The organism is Citrobacter amalonaticus (assembly GCF_018252635.1).
In the GTDB taxonomy this organism is placed as follows: Bacteria; Pseudomonadota; Gammaproteobacteria; order Enterobacterales; family Enterobacteriaceae; genus Citrobacter_A; species Citrobacter_A amalonaticus_E.
Genome location: NZ_JAGTXM010000002.1, coordinates 663,407 through 681,525, shown reverse-complemented (window position 1 = coordinate 681,525; position 18,119 = coordinate 663,407). Strand labels below are relative to the sequence as shown.

17 protein-coding genes are annotated in these 18,119 nt (G+C 57.8%); 13 read left to right on the top strand and 4 right to left on the bottom strand.

Annotated features, from left to right (window positions below):
- The first annotated feature begins 98 nt into the window (after positions 1 to 98).
- Genes modA through modC form a run of 3 tightly spaced genes read left to right on the top strand, consistent with a single transcriptional unit; the run spans position 99 to position 2,622 of the window.
- Entirely contained in the window at positions 99 to 872 is a 774-nt protein-coding gene (modA, locus tag KE671_RS07690) for a molybdate ABC transporter substrate-binding protein (protein WP_206162436.1), read from the top strand.
- Positions 872 to 1,561: a molybdate ABC transporter permease subunit gene (gene modB / locus KE671_RS07685; RefSeq protein WP_043001320.1), complete on the top strand. Its 690-nt coding sequence runs from the start codon at positions 872 to 874 to the stop codon at positions 1,559 to 1,561. The genes modA and modB overlap by 1 nt, the downstream gene beginning before the upstream one ends.
- A gap of 2 nt (positions 1,562 to 1,563) precedes the next feature.
- The gene (gene modC, locus KE671_RS07680; RefSeq protein WP_206162435.1) at positions 1,564 to 2,622 is read left to right on the top strand and encodes a molybdenum ABC transporter ATP-binding protein ModC; all 1,059 of its coding nucleotides are present in this window, start codon (positions 1,564 to 1,566) and stop codon (positions 2,620 to 2,622) included.
- Here the strand turns inward: modC and KE671_RS07675 are convergent, their stop codons facing one another.
- Positions 2,623 to 3,441 carry a pyridoxal phosphatase gene (locus KE671_RS07675; protein WP_206162434.1) on the bottom strand — a complete coding sequence of 273 codons (819 nt, stop codon included), beginning with the start codon at positions 3,439 to 3,441 and terminating at the stop codon, positions 2,623 to 2,625.
- 162 nt (positions 3,442 to 3,603) lie between these two features.
- Here KE671_RS07675 and pgl point away from each other — a divergent pair, with 162 nt between their 5' ends.
- The gene (gene pgl / locus KE671_RS07670) at positions 3,604 to 4,599 is read left to right on the top strand and encodes a 6-phosphogluconolactonase (protein ID WP_206162433.1); all 996 of its coding nucleotides are present in this window, start codon (positions 3,604 to 3,606) and stop codon (positions 4,597 to 4,599) included.
- Positions 4,600 to 4,664: 65 nt separating this feature from the next.
- Here the strand turns inward: pgl and KE671_RS07665 are convergent, their stop codons facing one another.
- Positions 4,665 to 5,948 (bottom strand): putative acyl-CoA thioester hydrolase, encoded by a 1,284-nt coding sequence (locus KE671_RS07665; RefSeq protein ID WP_206162432.1) that lies wholly within the window; start codon positions 5,946 to 5,948, stop codon positions 4,665 to 4,667.
- Between the two features lie 222 nt (positions 5,949 to 6,170).
- Here KE671_RS07665 and hutI point away from each other — a divergent pair, with 222 nt between their 5' ends.
- The 5 genes from hutI to hutH all read left to right on the top strand — a co-directional run bounded on the left by hutI (position 6,171) and on the right by hutH (position 12,461).
- The gene (gene hutI, locus KE671_RS07660; protein ID WP_206162431.1) at positions 6,171 to 7,394 is read left to right on the top strand and encodes an imidazolonepropionase; all 1,224 of its coding nucleotides are present in this window, start codon (positions 6,171 to 6,173) and stop codon (positions 7,392 to 7,394) included.
- Positions 7,391 to 8,332: a formimidoylglutamase gene (hutG, locus tag KE671_RS07655; RefSeq protein WP_206162430.1), complete on the top strand. Its 942-nt coding sequence runs from the start codon at positions 7,391 to 7,393 to the stop codon at positions 8,330 to 8,332. Before hutI ends, hutG begins: the two co-directional genes overlap by 4 nt.
- Positions 8,333 to 8,357: 25 nt before the next feature.
- Entirely contained in the window at positions 8,358 to 9,083 is a 726-nt protein-coding gene (locus KE671_RS07650; RefSeq protein WP_206162429.1) for a histidine utilization repressor, read from the top strand.
- A gap of 170 nt (positions 9,084 to 9,253) precedes the next feature.
- Positions 9,254 to 10,939: a urocanate hydratase gene (gene hutU, locus KE671_RS07645; protein ID WP_206162428.1), complete on the top strand. Its 1,686-nt coding sequence runs from the start codon at positions 9,254 to 9,256 to the stop codon at positions 10,937 to 10,939.
- Position 10,940: 1 nt separating this feature from the next.
- Entirely contained in the window at positions 10,941 to 12,461 is a 1,521-nt protein-coding gene (gene hutH, locus KE671_RS07640) for a histidine ammonia-lyase (RefSeq protein WP_206162427.1), read from the top strand.
- A gap of 95 nt (positions 12,462 to 12,556) precedes the next feature.
- Here hutH and KE671_RS07635 read toward each other — a convergent pair whose 3' ends face one another.
- Together KE671_RS07635 and bioA are read right to left on the bottom strand one after the other, a co-directional pair.
- Positions 12,557 to 13,033: a kinase inhibitor gene (locus KE671_RS07635; RefSeq protein WP_206162426.1), complete on the bottom strand. Its 477-nt coding sequence runs from the start codon at positions 13,031 to 13,033 to the stop codon at positions 12,557 to 12,559.
- Between the two features lie 57 nt (positions 13,034 to 13,090).
- Positions 13,091 to 14,380 (bottom strand): adenosylmethionine--8-amino-7-oxononanoate transaminase, encoded by a 1,290-nt coding sequence (gene bioA, locus KE671_RS07630; RefSeq protein ID WP_206162425.1) that lies wholly within the window; start codon positions 14,378 to 14,380, stop codon positions 13,091 to 13,093.
- A gap of 76 nt (positions 14,381 to 14,456) precedes the next feature.
- Here bioA and bioB point away from each other — a divergent pair, with 76 nt between their 5' ends.
- The 4 genes from bioB to bioD are packed head-to-tail and all read left to right on the top strand — an operon-like array spanning position 14,457 to position 18,069.
- Positions 14,457 to 15,497: a biotin synthase BioB gene (gene bioB, locus KE671_RS07625; protein ID WP_206162424.1), complete on the top strand. Its 1,041-nt coding sequence runs from the start codon at positions 14,457 to 14,459 to the stop codon at positions 15,495 to 15,497.
- A complete protein-coding gene (bioF, locus tag KE671_RS07620; protein WP_206162423.1) occupies positions 15,494 to 16,651 on the top strand; it encodes an 8-amino-7-oxononanoate synthase in 1,158 nt (385 codons plus the stop codon). The genes bioB and bioF overlap by 4 nt, the downstream gene beginning before the upstream one ends.
- Positions 16,635 to 17,390, top strand: a complete 756-nt coding sequence (bioC, locus tag KE671_RS07615) for a malonyl-ACP O-methyltransferase BioC (RefSeq protein WP_206162422.1) — start codon at positions 16,635 to 16,637, stop codon at positions 17,388 to 17,390. The genes bioF and bioC overlap by 17 nt, the downstream gene beginning before the upstream one ends.
- Entirely contained in the window at positions 17,383 to 18,069 is a 687-nt protein-coding gene (gene bioD, locus KE671_RS07610; protein WP_206162421.1) for a dethiobiotin synthase, read from the top strand. Before bioC ends, bioD begins: the two co-directional genes overlap by 8 nt.
- Positions 18,070 to 18,119: the final 50 nt, after the last annotated feature.

Sequence of the window (18,119 nt, the reverse complement as noted above, 5' to 3'; positions counted from 1 at the left end):
CTTTGCGTAACCTCTTATAGGTATCAATAACTTCTGGGAAAAGCGTTGCTTTGTCGTTATATTTGCGTCTACATAACGATTAACGAAAGGAGTTACAGATGGCCCGTACATGGTTACGCTTGTTTGCTGGGGCAACATTATCACTGACGGTTGCCGGACAAACGCTGGCGGATGAAGGGAAAATTACCGTATTTGCAGCGGCGTCATTGACCAATGCAATGCAGGATATCGCGGCAGAGTACAAAAAAGAGAAGAATGTCGATGTGGTCTCCTCTTTTGCGTCGTCTTCGACGCTGGCTCGCCAGATCGAAGCCGGTGCGCCAGCGGATCTGTTCATTTCTGCCGATCAGAAATGGATGGACTACGCGGTAGATAAAAAATCGATTGATACCGCAACGCGTCAGACGCTGCTGGGCAATAGCCTCGTGGTGGTGGCGCCAAAGGCCAGTGAGCAGAAAGATTTTACGATCGACAATAAAACCAACTGGACGACGCTGCTGAACGGTGGGCGTCTGGCGGTAGGCGATCCGGAACACGTTCCGGCGGGGATCTACGCAAAAGAAGCGTTGCAGAAACTGGGAGCCTGGGAGACGCTGTCACCGAAACTGGCTCCGGCGGAAGATGTGCGCGGCGCCCTGGCGCTGGTTGAGCGTAACGAAGCGCCGTTGGGTATCGTTTACGGCTCTGACGCAGTTGCCAGCAAAGGTGTTAACGTCGTGGCTACCTTCCCGGAAGATTCGCACAAAAAAGTGGAGTACCCCATCGCGATTGTTGATGGACATAAAAACGCCACGGTCAGCGCGTTCTATGATTACCTGAAAGGACCGCAGGCTGCTGAAATCTTTAAACGTTACGGATTTACGACCAAGTAATGATATTGACCGATCCTGAATGGCAGGCCGTTCTTCTGAGCCTGAAAGTGTCTTCCCTGGCCGTGTTGTTTAGTTTGCCGTTTGGGATCTTCTTTGCCTGGCTGCTGGTGCGCTGCACTTTTCCTGGCAAAGCCCTGCTGGATAGCGTACTGCATCTGCCGCTGGTATTACCGCCGGTGGTGGTCGGTTATCTGCTGTTGGTTTCGATGGGACGGCGCGGTTTTATCGGCCAGTGGCTGTATGACTGGTTTGGCATTACCTTTGCCTTCAGCTGGCGCGGCGCAGTCCTGGCGGCGGCAGTGATGTCTTTCCCGCTGATGGTGCGCGCTATCCGGCTTGCGCTGGAAGGGGTGGATCTCAAGCTGGAGCAGGCCGCCCGGACGCTGGGCGCGGGACGCTGGCGCGTCTTCTTCACTATTACGCTTCCGCTGACGCTGCCTGGCATTATTGTCGGGACGGTACTGGCGTTTGCCCGCTCGCTCGGTGAGTTTGGCGCGACGATTACCTTTGTTTCCAATATTCCCGGTGAAACGCGCACTATTCCTTCGGCGATGTATACCCTGATCCAGACGCCGGGTGGTGAAAGCGCAGCGGCGCGACTGTGCCTGATCTCCATTGTACTGGCGCTGATTTCACTGTTAATTTCTGAATGGCTGGCGCGGCTCAGCCGCGAGCGGACGGGGCGATAATTATGCTGGAACTCAATTTCTCCCAGACGCTCGGCACCCACTGCGTCACGCTCAACGAAACGCTTCCTGCCAGCGGTATTACCGCGATTTTTGGCGTCTCCGGTTCCGGGAAAACCTCGCTCATTAATGCGATTAGTGGTCTGACGCGCCCGCAGAAAGGGCGGATCGTGCTCAACGGACGGGTGCTGAACGACACGGAAAATCGCATCTGTCTGACCCCGGAAAAACGGCGGATTGGCTACGTCTTTCAGGATGCGCGCCTGTTTCCCCATTATAAAGTGCGCGGTAATCTGCGTTACGGAATGGCGAAAAGCATGGCCGGCCAGTTCGATAAGCTGGTGGCGCTATTGGGCATTGAGCATCTGCTCGACAGGCTGCCGGGCGGCCTCTCCGGCGGTGAGAAACAGCGTGTGGCGATTGGCCGGGCGTTGCTGACCGCGCCGGAACTGTTGCTGCTGGATGAACCGCTGGCCTCGCTGGATATTCCGCGTAAGCGTGAGTTGTTGCCCTATTTGCAACGTCTGGCGCGGGAGATCAGCATTCCTATGCTCTACGTTAGCCACTCACTCGATGAAATTCTTCATCTTGCCGATAACGTGATGGTGCTGGAAAACGGTCAGGTGAAGGCGTTTGGCGCGCTGGAAGAGGTCTGGGGCAGCAGCGTGATGCACCCGTGGTTGCCGAAAGAACAGCAGAGCAGCATTCTGAAAGTGAGCGTGCTGGAGCATCATCCGCATTACGCGATGACGGCGCTGGCGCTGGGAGACCAGCATCTGTGGGTCAATAAACTTAATGAGCCGCTGCAGGCCTCGCTGCGCATTCGCATTCAGGCGTCGGATGTCTCGTTGGTATTACAGCCGCCGCAGCAGACCAGCATTCGTAATATCCTGCGTGCGAAGGTGGTCCAATGCTACGACGATAACGGGCAGGTGGAAGTTCAGCTTGAAGTGGGAGGCAAAACGCTATGGGCGCGTATTAGCCCATGGGCCAGGGATGAACTGGGGATCAAACCTGGTCTCTGGCTGTACGCGCAGATTAAGAGCGTATCCATCACCGCCTGATTACAGCAGATGGCTATAAATGAACTTCGCAATGCTGTCGCTGGCGTTGTCGCCGATGACGACGTTGGCACGCGCTTTGATGGCGTCGTCAGCATTGCCCATCGCCACGCCAGTGCCGGCGGCTTCCAGCATACTGATATCGTTGTAGCTATCCCCGAAGGCAATTACGTTTTCCATTGACCCGCCCTGAGATTCAACCCACTGGGTCAGGCGTTTGCCTTTGCTGTTGCCCTGACGGGCAATATCGACCTGATCGTGCCAGGACCACTCACACTCAAGGCCCAACTGCTCTTCGACATACTTGCCAAATTGCTGCAGTTTAGGGATATCTTCGTCTGTCAGCGCGAATTTCCAGACCGCGTTGACATCGTGCGCCGCCTGCGCCAGTGACGGAACCTGGGTGAAGACCGGGCGCTGTTCCGGCGGCAGCGTCTGCGCCCAGTTTGATGTGCGAACGACATGGCCGGTCGGATGCTCATAGAGCATGGCATCATCTACGTACATCAGGCCATGAATCTGATGCGCTTCCAGCAGCGTAATAAGCTGTAGCGCCTGGTTAACCGGCAAGGGATCGGCTGCAAGAACGTTTTTTGCGTGATAATCATACAAATAGGTCCCATTACAGCAAATTGCAGGTGTATCCAGCGCCAGTGCCTGATAAAAAGGATGAATTGCGACGTGATGACGCCCGGTGACGATGATAAGTTGGTAGCCAGCCTCTCTGGCGCGTGACAGCGCTTCGACAGACGAGGGGAGCAGGGTTTTTTGCGGGGTCAGCAGGGTTCCATCTAAATCCAGGGCAATCACGCGAGCGGTCATATCGTCATCCCGATTAACATTGAAATTTTGTCTGCCTGAATGGTACACCGGGACGGGGAGCAGGCAAAATTTCGTTCGTAGATTCAGCATTCACCGTTAAAAGCGACTACGTTAAGCTGTATTCCATTATTGCAGCCAGTTGCCTAAAGCAGAGGAGCATTCATGAAGCAAACCGTTTATACCGCCAGTCCTGAGAGCCAACAGATCCATGTCTGGCGTCTGAGTCATGATGGCGCGTTGACGCTGGTACAGGTGGTTGATGTACCCGGGCAGGTGCAGCCGATGGTGGTCAGCCCCGATAAACGTTATCTCTACGTGGGCGTGCGTCCTGAATTCCGCGTCCTGGCATACCGGATAGCGCCGGATGATGGTGCGCTGACGTTTGCCGCAGAATCCGCGCTGCCGGGCAGTCCGACGCACATTTCAACCGATCATCATGGTCGTTTCGTTTTCGTTGGCTCCTATAACGCGGGCAACGTTAGCGTCACCCGTCTGGAAGACGGTCTGCCGGTTGGAGTGGTGGATGTGGTGGAAGGGATGGATGGCTGTCACTCTGCCAATATCTCCCCGGACAACCGTACCCTGTGGGTGCCTGCGCTGAAGCAGGATCGCATCTGCCTGTTTACCCTCAGCGATGACGGTAAGCTGGTGGCGCAAGAGCCAGCGGAAGTGACCACCGTTGAAGGAGCCGGTCCGCGCCATATGGCGTTCCATCCGAATCAGCAATACGCGTATTGTATCAACGAGCTCAACAGCTCCGTGGACGTCTGGGAACTGAAAGATCCGCACGGTGACATTGAATGCGTGCAAACGCTGGACATGATGCCGGCGGACTTCTCCGACACCCGCTGGGCTGCGGACATTCACATCACGCCGGATGGTCGTCATCTGTATGCCTGCGACCGTACCGCCAGCCTGATTACCGTGTTCAGCGTTTCAGAAGATGGCAGTGTGTTGACTAAAGAAGGTTTTCAGCCAACCGAAACGCAGCCGCGTGGCTTCAACGTTGACCATAGCGGGAAATATCTGATTGCTGCCGGGCAGAAGTCGCACCATATCGCGGTGTACGAGATTGCCGGTGCGCAGGGACTGTTAACGGAGAAGGGACGTTATGCGGTAGGCCAGGGCCCGATGTGGGTGGTGGTTAACGCGTATTAAGCGGGGACTTTTTAGCCAACCGATAAAAGAACAACCGGCATCTAAGGATGCCGGTTTTTTTATGCTTACTGCTTCGGTGCTGCCACCACTTTGCTGCCCACACCGCGGTTATTGTATTCCCACATGCGGTTAAAGCTGGTGTCGTTCAGGTTACGCTGGGTTTCGCCTTTATCATCCTTCGCACCGATATTACCCGCGAAAGGACGTTTAGAGATCACCGCGTCAGCCCACGGCTGCGCCAGGTTAAAGCCTTCGTTAATCACGCTATCGCGGATCACGACCTGACCGTTGGTATTGCTGTCGACATCCAGTGCGCGGCCCAACTGTGCCACGCCGTCACCGGCAGCGGTAAAGCGGCTGTTGGTGGCGAGGAAACCGTAATAAATGTTCGCAAGCGTTGCCGGTGCGAAGACGTACGCTTCCTGCTGAGTACGCGAGTTCACCACGCGGAAGTCGGTGTTATCGAACACCACTGCGCCGCGACCAGAAACGATATCCACATCGCCTTCGATATAGCTGTTGGTCACCAGGGTACGCGGCTGACGGTCATTCTGCAGACGGTTCTGCACGCCGCTGTTGGTCACAAAGAAGGTGTTCTGGCGGCCCAGAATGTTCACATTGTTGATCTGCACTTTATCGCCGTCGGTGCGCAGCGCAACGGCCGGGTGGTTGCCCGCATCCACGCTATCGCCGAGATTGTTTTCAACGGTCAGATTCTGCAACTGCAGACCATTATTTTGTGACCACAATACGGCTGAACACATCACGCCAATGTTCGCGCCGCGTTTGCTCTGGCAGTTGTCAAACATGTACCAGGCCGGTTTGCCAGGCATATATTTCCCGCCCGGGTTCACCGTATGACGCCAGTCAGCGGTACTCATTTCACCGTCAATTGCCGCGCCAATCTTCACATCCAGCGGTTTTTCCCCCGTTCCGTACAACGTCAGGCTGCCTGGCGCCGCAGGGATATAGACGGTTCCCTGATACTCACCCGGCATAATCGCAATGTACTGACGTTTGTTGGTGCGCGTGGTGATCGCCGCATCCACTGCTGCCTGAATGGTGGTGTGAGTAACACCTTGCGTACCGGCCGGGCCGACGACAAAGTCAGGCTGCGCGGGCAGCGAAATCGAAGACGGCGTCCACGGCGCGGTATTCGGCGTCAGGGACGAAAAATAGTGTTTAGCGACAAAATTCTGCGCTTCATTCGCCGATAAAATCGGGCGCGAGGAGGTTCCTGGCGCGGTTTGATCGGAAGGAATTTGATCCGGCGGGGTAGAGCTACAGGCGGTCAGCGTCACGCCAAAAGCCAGTGCCAGCGCCAGACGGGAAACTGATGATGTGTTCACGAGTTGCTCCGGGCTAAAAAAGTATCCATTGAAGCCTGCTTTTTTATACTAAGTTGAGCAAAACAGGAAGGTGAAAAGCTAAAAAGTTGTTTTTTAAACCACTCCGCGCGGATTCGGGTATCGTCAAAGTCACAATTAAGTAACATTTTTTCCAGGATGATTGACTTCCGGCGAACGATCTCAAATAAATGTCTATACAACCTAAGACAACCTGGAGAGAGCATGCAACACCTGTTACCTGATGATACGCTCTGGCGAAACCTCCGTCTGGCGACGCTCGATCCGGCACAAACGACGCCATATGGCATGCTGGACCATCATGCGTTGATTATCCGTGAGGGGCGCGTGCTGGCGATTGTGCCGGAGGCGTCTCTCCCGACGACGCACGCCAATACGCATAACCTGCAAGGGCGTCTGGTGACGCCCGGGTTGATTGACTGTCACACCCATCTGGTGTTTGGCGGCAACCGCGCCAGCGAGTGGGAACAGCGGTTGAATGGCGTCTCGTATCAGCAGATCAGCGCGCAGGGAGGCGGTATTAATGCCACCGTGACGGCGACACGTGCTGCAACGGAGGAGGCGCTCTATATCTCCGCACGGGCGCGGATTGCGCGTCTGATGCGTGAGGGGGTAACGCTGGTGGAGGTGAAATCCGGTTATGGACTGAATGTGACAGCAGAAGCAAAGATGCTGCGCGTCGCGGCCCGTCTTGCCGAAGAGAATCTTATCGAAATCAGCCCCACGCTGCTGGCGGCACATGCCGTACCGGTTGAGTATCGGGACAATCCTGACGGCTATATCACCTACGTCTGCGAAACGATTCTGCCGCAGCTATGGGAAAAGGGGCTGTTTGAAGCCGTCGATCTGTTCTGTGAGAGCGTTGGGTTTACCCTGGCGCAAAGCGAGCGGGTATTGCGCGCAGCGCAGGCTGCGGGCATTCCGGTCAAAGGGCATGTCGAGCAGTTGTCTCTGCTTGGCGGAACGCAACTGGTCAGTCGCTATCACGGGCTTTCTGCGGACCACATTGAATATCTTGATGAAGCTGGCGTGGCGGCGATGCGTCGCAGCGGCACCGTTGGCGTACTCCTGCCGGGGGCGTTTTATTTCCTCAAAGAGACGCAGCGCCCGCCCGTTGAGTTGCTACGCCGCTACCAGATCCCGATGGCGGTGGCGACGGATTTCAATCCCGGCACCAGCCCCTTTATCAGTCTGCATCTGGCGATGAATATGGCCTGCGTTCAGTTTGGACTGACGCCGGAAGAGGCCTGGGCGGGTGTCACCCGTCATGCCGCTCAGGCGCTGGGCCGCCAGTCGACGCACGGACAACTGAAGGCGGGTTACGTCGCCGACTTTAACGTCTGGGATGCGCAAAACCCGGTGGAGATCCTCTATGAACCTGGGCGTAACCCGCTGTATCAACGCATATTCCGAGGACAAATCACATGACGCAATGGGAAGCTGCTGCCCCTGACCTGTGGCGGGGGCGAGATGACCGCGGTGAGGCCGCCAACGCGTTACGCCTGTTTCAGACGATCGAACGCAGCCAGACATTTTCGCCAGAGCGTTACCGCGACAGGATCGCGCTGCTCGGCTTTGCCTGCGATGAGGGGGTCAAGCGTAATCAGGGGCGTCCTGGCGCCGCCGGAGCACCGGACGCGCTGCGTTCAGCGCTGGCTAACCTGGCGAGTCACGCGGGACATGAGCGACTGGTGGATATGGGGAATCTGCTGGCTCCAACGACGGATCTGGAAGGGGCGCAGCAGGCGCTGCGCGATGCGGTCTGTCAATGTCAGCAGGCGGGGATGCGCACTTTCGTCCTTGGCGGTGGACACGAAACGGCATTCGGCCATGGGGCGGGCATTTTCGATGCATTTCCTGGCGAGCGGATAGGGATCATTAACCTCGACGCGCATCTGGATCTGCGTAGCGCCGGGATGGCAACCTCTGGCACGCCGTTTCGTCAACTGGCGCTGCTTTGCGATCAGCAGCAGCGTGAGTTCCGCTATGCGTGCATTGGCGTCAGTCGGGCGGCAAATACCCAGGCGCTGTGGGATGAGGCGCAAAAGCGCAACGTGCTGGTGGTGGAAGATTTGCAGTGCAATGAAGCCCACGCTCAACTGGCGGCGTTTAGCAGCGAGGTGGATAAACTCTATCTGACCGTCGATCTCGACGTCCTGCCTGCAGGCGAGATGCCCGCCGTATCGGCACCTGCGGCGCTGGGCGTGCCGCTGGCGACCCTGTTGAAACTGATTGAACCTGTTTGTCGCAGCGGTAAGCTCCAGGCGGTGGATATGGTTGAATTTACCCCGCGCTTTGATAATGATGGCAGGTCGGCACGCGTGGCTGCACGGCTCGGCTGGCAAATCGCCCACTGGTGGCAGTAATCGATTGATAAGGTAAAACATTCCCATGACACTCTCTCGCCCTCGTTCTGCTCCCGCACCGTTCTATGAGACGGTTAAACGCGAGATTAGCGAAAAGATCGCCAGCGGCGTCTGGCAGCCGCACGATCGTATTCCGTCAGAGGCAGAGCTGGTGGCGCAGTACGGCTTTAGTCGGATGACCATCAACCGGGCGCTGCGTGAACTGACCGACGAAGGGATGCTGGTGCGCCTGCAGGGGGTGGGAACCTTTGTCGCGGAGCCGAAAGGCCAGTCCGCGCTGTTTGAAATTCGCAGTATTGCCGACGAAATCGCCGCACGGGCGCACCGGCATCACTGTGAGGTGCTGATTCTGGAAAAGAAACCGGCCAATGCGCGACAGGCAGCAGCGCTAAAGGTGACTGAAGGCACGGCGATTTTCCATTCTGTGATGGTCCATTTTGAAAACGACCAGCCAGTACAAATTGAAGATCGCTGTGTGAATGCCGACATTGTGCCGGATTATCTGGCGCAGGATTACAGCCAGACCACGCCGCATGCCTATCTGTCGCTGATTGCCCCGCTGACGGAAGGGGAGCACATTGTTGAAGCGGTACGCGCTACGGCGCAAGAGTGTGCCTTACTGGACATTAGCGAGACCGATCCTTGTCTGCTTATTCGTCGTACCACCTGGTCTGCCACGCAGATCGTTTCTCATGCGCGTTTGCTTTTCCCGGGGGCCAGATACCGCTTGCAGGGCCACTTCTCTTCCTGAAACGCGTAGGCTGAAAAGCGTGATTGCTGACGCAATATAACAAAAATGTATCTTGTTTGTTAAATTCCGTCTTGTTATGTCTTGTATAGACAAGTATATATTTACCTCACACCTAATCATTCCCTTTGCCGTATAGACCTTATCCGGCACGCCTGTGAGGAGTCGTTGTTATGTCTCATAGCAAGTATCGTCAGCAAGATATCCGTGCCCCGCGCGGGACAACGCTGACGGCCAAATCCTGGCTGACTGAAGCGCCATTACGCATGTTAATGAACAATCTGGATCCCGAGGTCGCCGAGAACCCACATGAGCTGGTGGTGTACGGCGGTATAGGCCGCGCGGCCCGTAACTGGGAATGCTATGACGCGATTATTCACGCTCTGACTCAACTGGAAGAGGACGAAACGCTGCTGATCCAGTCCGGTAAACCGGTTGGCGTGTTCAGAACCCACCAGAACGCCCCGCGCGTGCTGATCGCCAACTCCAACCTCGTGCCTCACTGGGCGACCTGGGAGCATTTCAACGAACTGGATGCGAAAGGGCTGGCGATGTACGGACAGATGACGGCCGGAAGCTGGATCTATATCGGCAGTCAGGGAATTGTGCAGGGCACCTATGAAACGTTCGTTGAAGCAGGACGGCAGCACTACAATGGCAATCTGCGCGGGCGTTGGGTGTTAACCGCCGGGCTCGGCGGCATGGGGGGGGCGCAGCCATTGGCGGCGACGCTGGCAGGTGCCTGCTCCCTGAATATTGAATGTCAGCAGAGCCGCATTGATTTCCGCCTGCGCACCCGGTATGTCGATGAACAGGCGACCTCCCTTGATGATGCGCTGGCGCGAATTGAAAAATATACCCGCGAAGGTAAAGCCGTGTCGATTGCCCTGTGCGCTAATGCGGCAGATGTGCTGCCCGAACTGGTGAAACGCGGTGTGCGTCCGGACATGGTCACCGACCAGACCAGCGCCCACGATCCCCTGCATGGGTATCTGCCTTCCGGCTGGGACTGGGAAACCTATCAACAAAACGCGCGCTCCGATCCACAGGCAACGGTAGAGGCCGCGAAGCGCTCGATGGCAAAACACGTTGAGGCGATGCTGGCGTTCAGCGACATGGGCGTGCCGACGTTCGACTACGGCAACAACATTCGTCAGATGGCTAAAGAGATGGGCGTGGAAAACGCCTTTGCCTTTCCAGGTTTCGTACCGGCTTATATTCGCCCGCTGTTCTGCCGTGGCATCGGGCCGTTTCGCTGGGTGGCGCTGTCCGGCGATCCACAGGATATTTATAAAACCGACGCCAAAGTCAAAGAGATCGTGGCGGATGACGAACATCTCCACCGCTGGCTGGACATGGCGCGGGAGCGTATTCATTTCCAGGGGCTGCCGGCGCGTATCTGCTGGGTAGGACTCGAATGGCGGCAAAAACTCGGCCTGGCATTTAACGAAATGGTGCGTCGTGGGGATGTGTCAGCGCCGATTGTGATCGGCCGCGACCACCTGGACTCCGGCTCTGTCGCCAGCCCGAATCGCGAAACCGAAGCAATGCGCGATGGCTCTGACGCAGTCTCCGACTGGCCTCTGCTCAATGCGCTGCTCAACACGGCGAGCGGAGCCACCTGGGTATCGCTGCATCACGGCGGCGGCGTGGGAATGGGCTTCTCGCAGCATGCCGGGATGGTGATTGTTTGTGACGGCAGCGATGAAGCCGCTGAGCGTATTGCCCGGGTCCTGCATAACGATCCGGCGACCGGCGTGATGCGTCATGCGGATGCGGGCTATGACATCGCCGTGGCGTGCGCCGCGGAACAGGGGTTGAATCTACCGATGGTTGCGGCAACGCAGGAGATACGCTGATATGAACACCATGACCTTAACGCCAGGCGATCTGAGCTTTTCACAACTGCGTGAGATTTGGCAGCAGCCGGTTAAACTGCGCCTCGACGCCAGCGCGATTGACGGCATTAACGCCAGCGTGGCATGCGTGAACGCCATTGTTGCCGAGGGGCGCACGGCCTATGGCATAAATACGGGCTTTGGTCTGCTGGCGCAGACGCGCATTGCCGATGACGATCTGCAAAACCTGCAGCGTTCGCTGGTGCTGTCGCATGCGGCAGGCGTGGGCGATGCGTTAGATGATGCGCTGGTGCGCCTGATTATGGTGCTGAAGATAAACAGCCTTGCGCGCGGCTTCTCCGGTATTCGTCTTAGCGTGATAGAGGCGCTGATTGCGCTGGTTAACGCCGAGGTCTGGCCGCATATTCCGGCGAAAGGATCGGTGGGCGCGTCCGGTGATTTGGCACCGCTGGCCCATATGTCGCTCACGCTGCTGGGCGAAGGAAAGGCACGCTGGCAGGGTAAATGGCTGCCGGCGAAGGACGCGCTAAAAAAAGCCGGACTGGAGCCGATTACGCTGGCGGCGAAAGAAGGGCTGGCGCTGCTTAACGGGACGCAGGCGTCGACAGCGTTTGCGTTGCGCGGACTATTTGAAGCAGAGGCGTTGTTTGCGTCGGCTATCGTGTGCGGATCGTTAACCACCGAAGCGGTGCTGGGATCCCGCCGTCCGTTTGATGCACGAATTCACGCCGCGCGCGGACAGCGTGGGCAGATAGATGCGGCGTCGCTGTATCGTCATGTCCTGACAGAAACCAGCGCGTTATCGGCGTCGCACCACAATTGTGAAAAGGTGCAGGACCCGTATTCTCTGCGCTGTCAGCCGCAGGTGATGGGGGCGTGTCTGACCCAGATGCGCCAGGTGATGGACGTGCTGCTGGCGGAAGCCAATGCGGTTTCCGATAACCCGCTGGTTTTTGCAGACCTGGGAGATGTTATCTCCGGCGGCAATTTCCATGCGGAACCGGTAGCAATGGCGGCAGATAATCTGGCGCTGGCGATTGCTGAAATTGGCGCGCTGTCCGAACGCCGTATTGCGCTGATGATGGATAAACATATGTCACAGTTGCCGCCGTTCCTCGTCAAAAACGGTGGGGTGAACTCCGGCTTTATGATAGCCCAGGTGACGGCGGCGGCGCTTGCCAGTGAGAACAAAGCGCTGGCGCATCCGCACAGCGTGGACAGCCTGCCAACGTCGGCGAATCAGGAAGATCATGTATCGATGGCTCCGGCGGCGGGACGCAGGTTGTGGGAAATGGCGGCGAATACGCGTGGTGTGCTGGCTGTCGAGTGGCTGGCAGCCTGTCAGGGGATCGACCTGCGCGAAGGGTTAACGTCAAGCCCACTGTTGGAGCAGGCGCGAACGGTATTGCGTGAGCAGGTCGCGCATTACACTCAGGACCGTTTCTTCGCCCCGGATATTGAGCGTGCGACCCAATTGCTTGCGCAGGGGACTTTGCTGCGGCTGGTGCCGGAATTTCTTTAATACATTGCCGGATGGCGCTGACGCTTATCCGGCCTACGAATCCTTTCCGTATGCCGGATAAGACGCGTGAGCATCGTCATCCGGCATGACACCAATCAACTGAACATCGCGGTAATTGAGGCGCTGGCGAGCGAGTGGAAATGGACGTTAAATCCTACCATCGCGCCGCTGGCGCTTTCATCGACGTCAATCTTGTCCACATCCAGTGCGTGAACGGTAAAGATATAACGGTGGGTTTCGCCTTTTGGCGGTGCCGCGCCGCCATAGCCCGCTTTACCGAAATCGGTCCGCGTCTGGATAACGCCGTCCGGCAGCGCAACCAGTCCGGAGCCAAAGCCCTGGGGCAGCACCCGGGTGTCGGCAGGAATATTGGCGACGACCCAGTGCCACCAGCCGGAACCGGTTGGCGCATCGGGGTCGAAACAGGTTACGACGAAACTCTTCGTGCCGGCAGGCACTTCATCCCAGGCCAGGTGCGGAGAAAGGTTATCGCCGTCATAGCCCATACCATTGAAGACGTGGCGCTGGGGAAGCTTATCTCCGTCGCGTAGATCGTTGCTGATTAATTTCATGCGCTCTCCTTCATTCTCGCCAAAAGTGTAGCCAGAAACCTCACAGCTTACCGTCAATTACGCGTTAAAAAATGTTTCTTCGCGCACAGCGTCGTTCACGGCCTGCGTCAGACGACGCAGTTGCGCTGGCTCAATGAGATACGGCGGCATCAGGTAGATGAGTTTGCCAAACGGACGGATCCACACGCCCTGCCGGACAAAGAATTTTTGCAGGGCCGCCATGTTGACCGGATGCGTCGTTTCCACCACGCCGATCGCCCCCAGCACTCGCACATCAGCCACCCACGGCGACGTCTGGGCCGGGGCGAGTTCCTGACGGAGTTGGGTTTCAATGGCCGATACCTGCGCCTGCCAGTCGCCGGATTCCAGCAGAGACAGACTGGCGGTCGCTACCGCGCAGGCCAGCGGATTACCCATAAACGTCGGGCCATGCATAAAGCAGCCCGCCTGGCCGTTGCTGATGGTCTCCGCCACCTGGCGGGTGGTCAGGGTGGCAGAGAGGGTCATCGTCCCGCCGGTCAGCGCTTTACCCAGGCACAGAATGTCGGGTGCGATCCCGGCGTGTTCGCAGGCAAACAGTTTGCCCGTGCGGCCAAATCCGGTAGCGATTTCATCGGCTATCAGCAGAATGCCTTCGCGGTCGCACATTTTGCGGATACGGCGCAGCCACTCCGGATGGTACATGCGCATACCGCCAGCCCCCTGGACTATCGGCTCAAGAATAACTGCCGCGATGTCATGACGGTGTGCGGCCATCAGGCGCGCGAAGGCCACCATATCACGCTCATCCCACTCGCCATCCATCCGGCTTTGCGGCGCGGGAGCAAACAGGTTTTCCGGCAGATACCCCTTCCACAGGCTGTGCATGGAGTTGTCCGGATCGCAGACCGACATCGCGCCGAAGGTATCGCCGTGATAGCCGTTACGGAACGTCAGGAAGCGCTGACGGGATCCCCCTTTGGCCTGCCAGTATTGCAGCGCCATTTTCATCGCCACTTCCACCGCGACGGAACCGGAATCGGCGAGGAATACGCACTCAAGCGTTGCGGGCGTCATGGCGACCAGTTTACGGCACAGGTTGACGGCGGGGGCATGGGTAATCCCGCCGAACATCACGTGCGACATGGCATCAATCTGGGTTTTCATCGCCGCATTGAGCTGCGGGTGATTGTAGCCGTGAATCGCAGCCCACCACGACGACATGCCATCAATCAGGCGCTCACCGCTGGATAAAATCAGTTCGCAGCCCTCGGCCCGTTCAACAGGATAGACCGGTAGCGGGGACGTCATAGAGGTATAGGGATGCCAGATGTGGCGCTGATCAAAAGTGATATCGTCCGTTGTCATAATCGACTTGTAAACCAAATTAAAAAGTTTTAGGTTTACAAGTCTACACCTTTACCACCACAAAACGTATAAAATTATGACCACTCATTCTCGCTGGACGCTGTCGCAAGTCACCGAATTATTTGAAAAACCGCTGCTGGATCTGCTGTTCGAGGCACAGCAAATCCACCGCCAGCATTTCGATCCTCGTCAGGTACAGGTCAGCACGTTGTTATCGATCAAAACCGGCGCCTGCCCGGAAGACTGCAAATATTGTCCGCAAAGTTCTCGCTATAAAACCGGTCTTGAATCTGAGCGGCTGATGGAAGTTGAGCAGGTACTGGCGTCGGCACGCAAAGCGAAGAACGCCGGCTCCACCCGTTTCTGCATGGGCGCGGCGTGGAAGAACCCGCATGAGCGCGACATGCCCTATCTGCAACAGATGGTTCAGGGGGTAAAAGCGCTGGGGCTGGAAGCCTGCATGACGCTCGGCACGCTCGATGAATCACAGGCGCAGCGGCTGGCGGAGGCGGGGCTGGACTATTACAACCACAACCTCGACACCTCGCCGGAATTTTACGGCAACATCATCACTACCCGTTCCTACCAGGAGCGCCTCGACACGCTGGATAAAGTGCGTGAGGCCGGGATCAAAGTCTGTTCCGGCGGCATTGTCGGTCTGGGCGAAACGGTGACGGACCGTGCCGGGCTGCTCCTGCAACTGGCAAACCTGCCGACGCCGCCGGAAAGCGTGCCGATCAACATGCTGGTGAAGGTGAAAGGTACGCCGCTGGCGGATAACGATGACGTCGACGCATTTGATTTTATTCGCACCATTGCCGTGGCGCGCATCATGATGCCGACCTCTTACGTGCGTCTGTCCGCCGGTCGTGAGCAGATGAATGAGCAAACGCAGGCTATGTGCTTTATGGCCGGCGCCAACTCAATTTTCTACGGCTGCAAACTGCTCACCACGCCAAACCCGGAAGAGGACAAAGACCTCCAGCTCTTCCATAAGCTGGGGCTGAATCCGCAGCAAACGGCGGTGCTCGCCGGGAATAATGAACAACAACAGCGTCTGGAGCAGGCGCTGCTGACACCGGATACTGACGATTACTACAACGCGGCAGCCGTATGACCTGGCAACAAAAAATCGACGATGCGCTGACGGCGCGTCGTTCGGCGGACACGCTGCGCCGACGTTACGCGGTGATGCAGGGGGCTGGTCGCTGGCTGGAGGCGAATGACCAGCGCTTTCTCAACTTCTCCAGCAATGACTATCTGGGCTTGAGTCACCATCCGCACATCGTCCGCGCCTGGCAACAGGGGGCGGAACGGTTTGGCGTCGGCAGCGGCGGCTCGGGCCACGTCAGCGGTTATTCCATCGCCCATCAGCAACTGGAAGAGGAACTGGCCGACTGGCTGGGCTATCCGCGCGCGCTGTTGTTTATCTCCGGTTTCGCCGCAAACCAGGCGGTGATTACCTCGCTGATGGAAAAAGATGACCGGATTATCGCTGACAGACTCAGCCATGCTTCGCTGCTGGAAGCGGCCAGTCTTAGCCCGGCGCCGCTTCGCCGCTTTACCCATAACGACGTCTCGCATCTTGCGCGCCTGCTTGACATCCCCTGTTCAGGGCGACAACTGGTGGTGAGCGAAGGCGTGTTCAGCATGGATGGCGACAGTGCGCCGCTTGTTGACATTCAGCAGGCTGCACAGGCGCGTAATGCCTGGCTGCTGGTGGATGATGCTCACGGTATTGGCGTGTGCGGCGAAGAAGGGCGCGGGAGCTGCTGGCAGCAGCGGGTAAAACCAGAGTTGTTGGTGGTGACGTTTGGCAAAGGTTTTGGCGTCAGCGGTGCGGCGATCCTGTGCTCCGAAAGCGTTGCCGACTATCTGCTGCAGTTCGCCCGTCATCTGATTTACAGCACCAACATGCCGCCCGCGCAGGCGATGGCGTTACAGGCGTCGCTTTCAGTGATTCGCAGTCAGGAAGGGGACGAACGCAGAGAGAAACTGGCTGCACTGATCCAGCGCTTTCGTTCCGCAGTCAGTCATGCCGACTTCACGCTGGCGCAATCTCACAGCGCCATCCAGCCGCTGATTGTCGGCGAAAATGCGCGCGCGTTGCAGTTGGCGGACACTCTGCGCCGTCAGGGATGCTGGGTCACGGCTATCCGTCCGCCGACCGTGCCCGCCGGGACAGCCCGCCTGCGCCTGACGTTAACTCAGGCGCATGAGCCTGAGGATATTGACCGACTGCTGGAGGTGCTGCATGGGGCAGGTGAATAAACAGGCGGTCGCAGCGGCGTTTGGCCGTGCGGCAGCGCATTATGAGCAGCACGCCACATTGCAGCGTCTGAGCGCCGACGCCTTGCTGGCGCAACTGCCGGAGCGCCCATTTTTTCAGGTACTGGATGCTGGCTGCGGGCCGGGGCGTTTGAGTCGCTACTGGCGGGAACAGGGGAGTCAGGTCACCGCGCTGGATCTCTCTTCCCGCATGCTGGACGAGGCGCGTCGTCAGGATGTGGCGCATCACTATCTCGCCGGCGACATTGAGTCGCTGCCATTAGCCAGCGCGACGTTCGATCTGGCCTGGAGCAATCTGGCCGTGCAGTGGTGTGACAGTTTGCATCGTGCGCTAAGCGAACTGTGCCGGGTCGTGCGCCCCGGTGGCTGCGTGGCCTTCACCACGCTGGCCCAGGACTCGTTGCCTGAACTTCATCAGGCCTGGCGCGCGGTGGATGACAGGGCGCATGGCAACCGGTTTTTATCCCGCGAGGCGCTGTGTGACGCGATGTGCGGCTGGCAGGGGCATCATCACTCGACCACCCTGACGCTGGCGTTTGATGACGCCCTGAGCGCCATGCGCTCACTGAAAGGCATCGGCGCAACCCATTTACATGAAGGGCGTGAGTCGCGCGTCTTAACCCGCTCGCAGTTGCAGCAGCTTCAACTGGCCTGGCCCCAACGGCAAGGGAAATATCCGCTGACCTACCATCTTTTTACAGGAGTAATTACACGTGGCTAAACGCTATTTTGTCACCGGTACCGATACAGAAGTCGGTAAAACCGTCGCCAGCTGTGCGCTGCTACAGGCAGCGCGTAGTCTTGGCTACCGGACGGCCGGTTATAAACCCGTCGCATCTGGCAGTGAAATGACGCCACAAGGATTACGCAACACCGACGCCCTTGCGCTTCAACGCAACAGCAGCCTGACGCTGGGCTACGCGGCGGTGAATCCTTACACCTTCGCGGAGCCCACCTCGCCGCATATCATCAGCGCCGCTGAAGGAAGGCCGATTCGTGCTGACGTGATGTCAGACGGACTGCGCGCGCTGGACGCGCAGGCGGAGTGGCTCCTGGTGGAAGGCGCCGGCGGCTGGTTTACCCCGCTTGCGGAGGATTTTACTTTTGCCGACTGGGTGCAGAGCGAGCGCTTGCCGGTGATCCTGGTCGTTGGCGTGAAGCTGGGGTGTATAAATCATGCCATGCTGACAGCACTGGCGGTACAGCAGGCAGGGCTTCCGCTTGCCGGGTGGGTGGCGAATGACGTTATGCCGCCGGGAAAACGTCATCATGAGTATCTGACGACGCTTAAGCAGGTTATCCCTGCTCCCTTGCTGGGTGAAATCCCGTGGCTGGCAGCAGGAGCCGAAAATATGGCCACAGGACAATATCTGGATCTCGCTGTTCTTGTTGGTGAGTAAAAGGCGAAATTGCGAGCAAGATCTCGTCTGCCAGGTGCACTCCCTTAGCT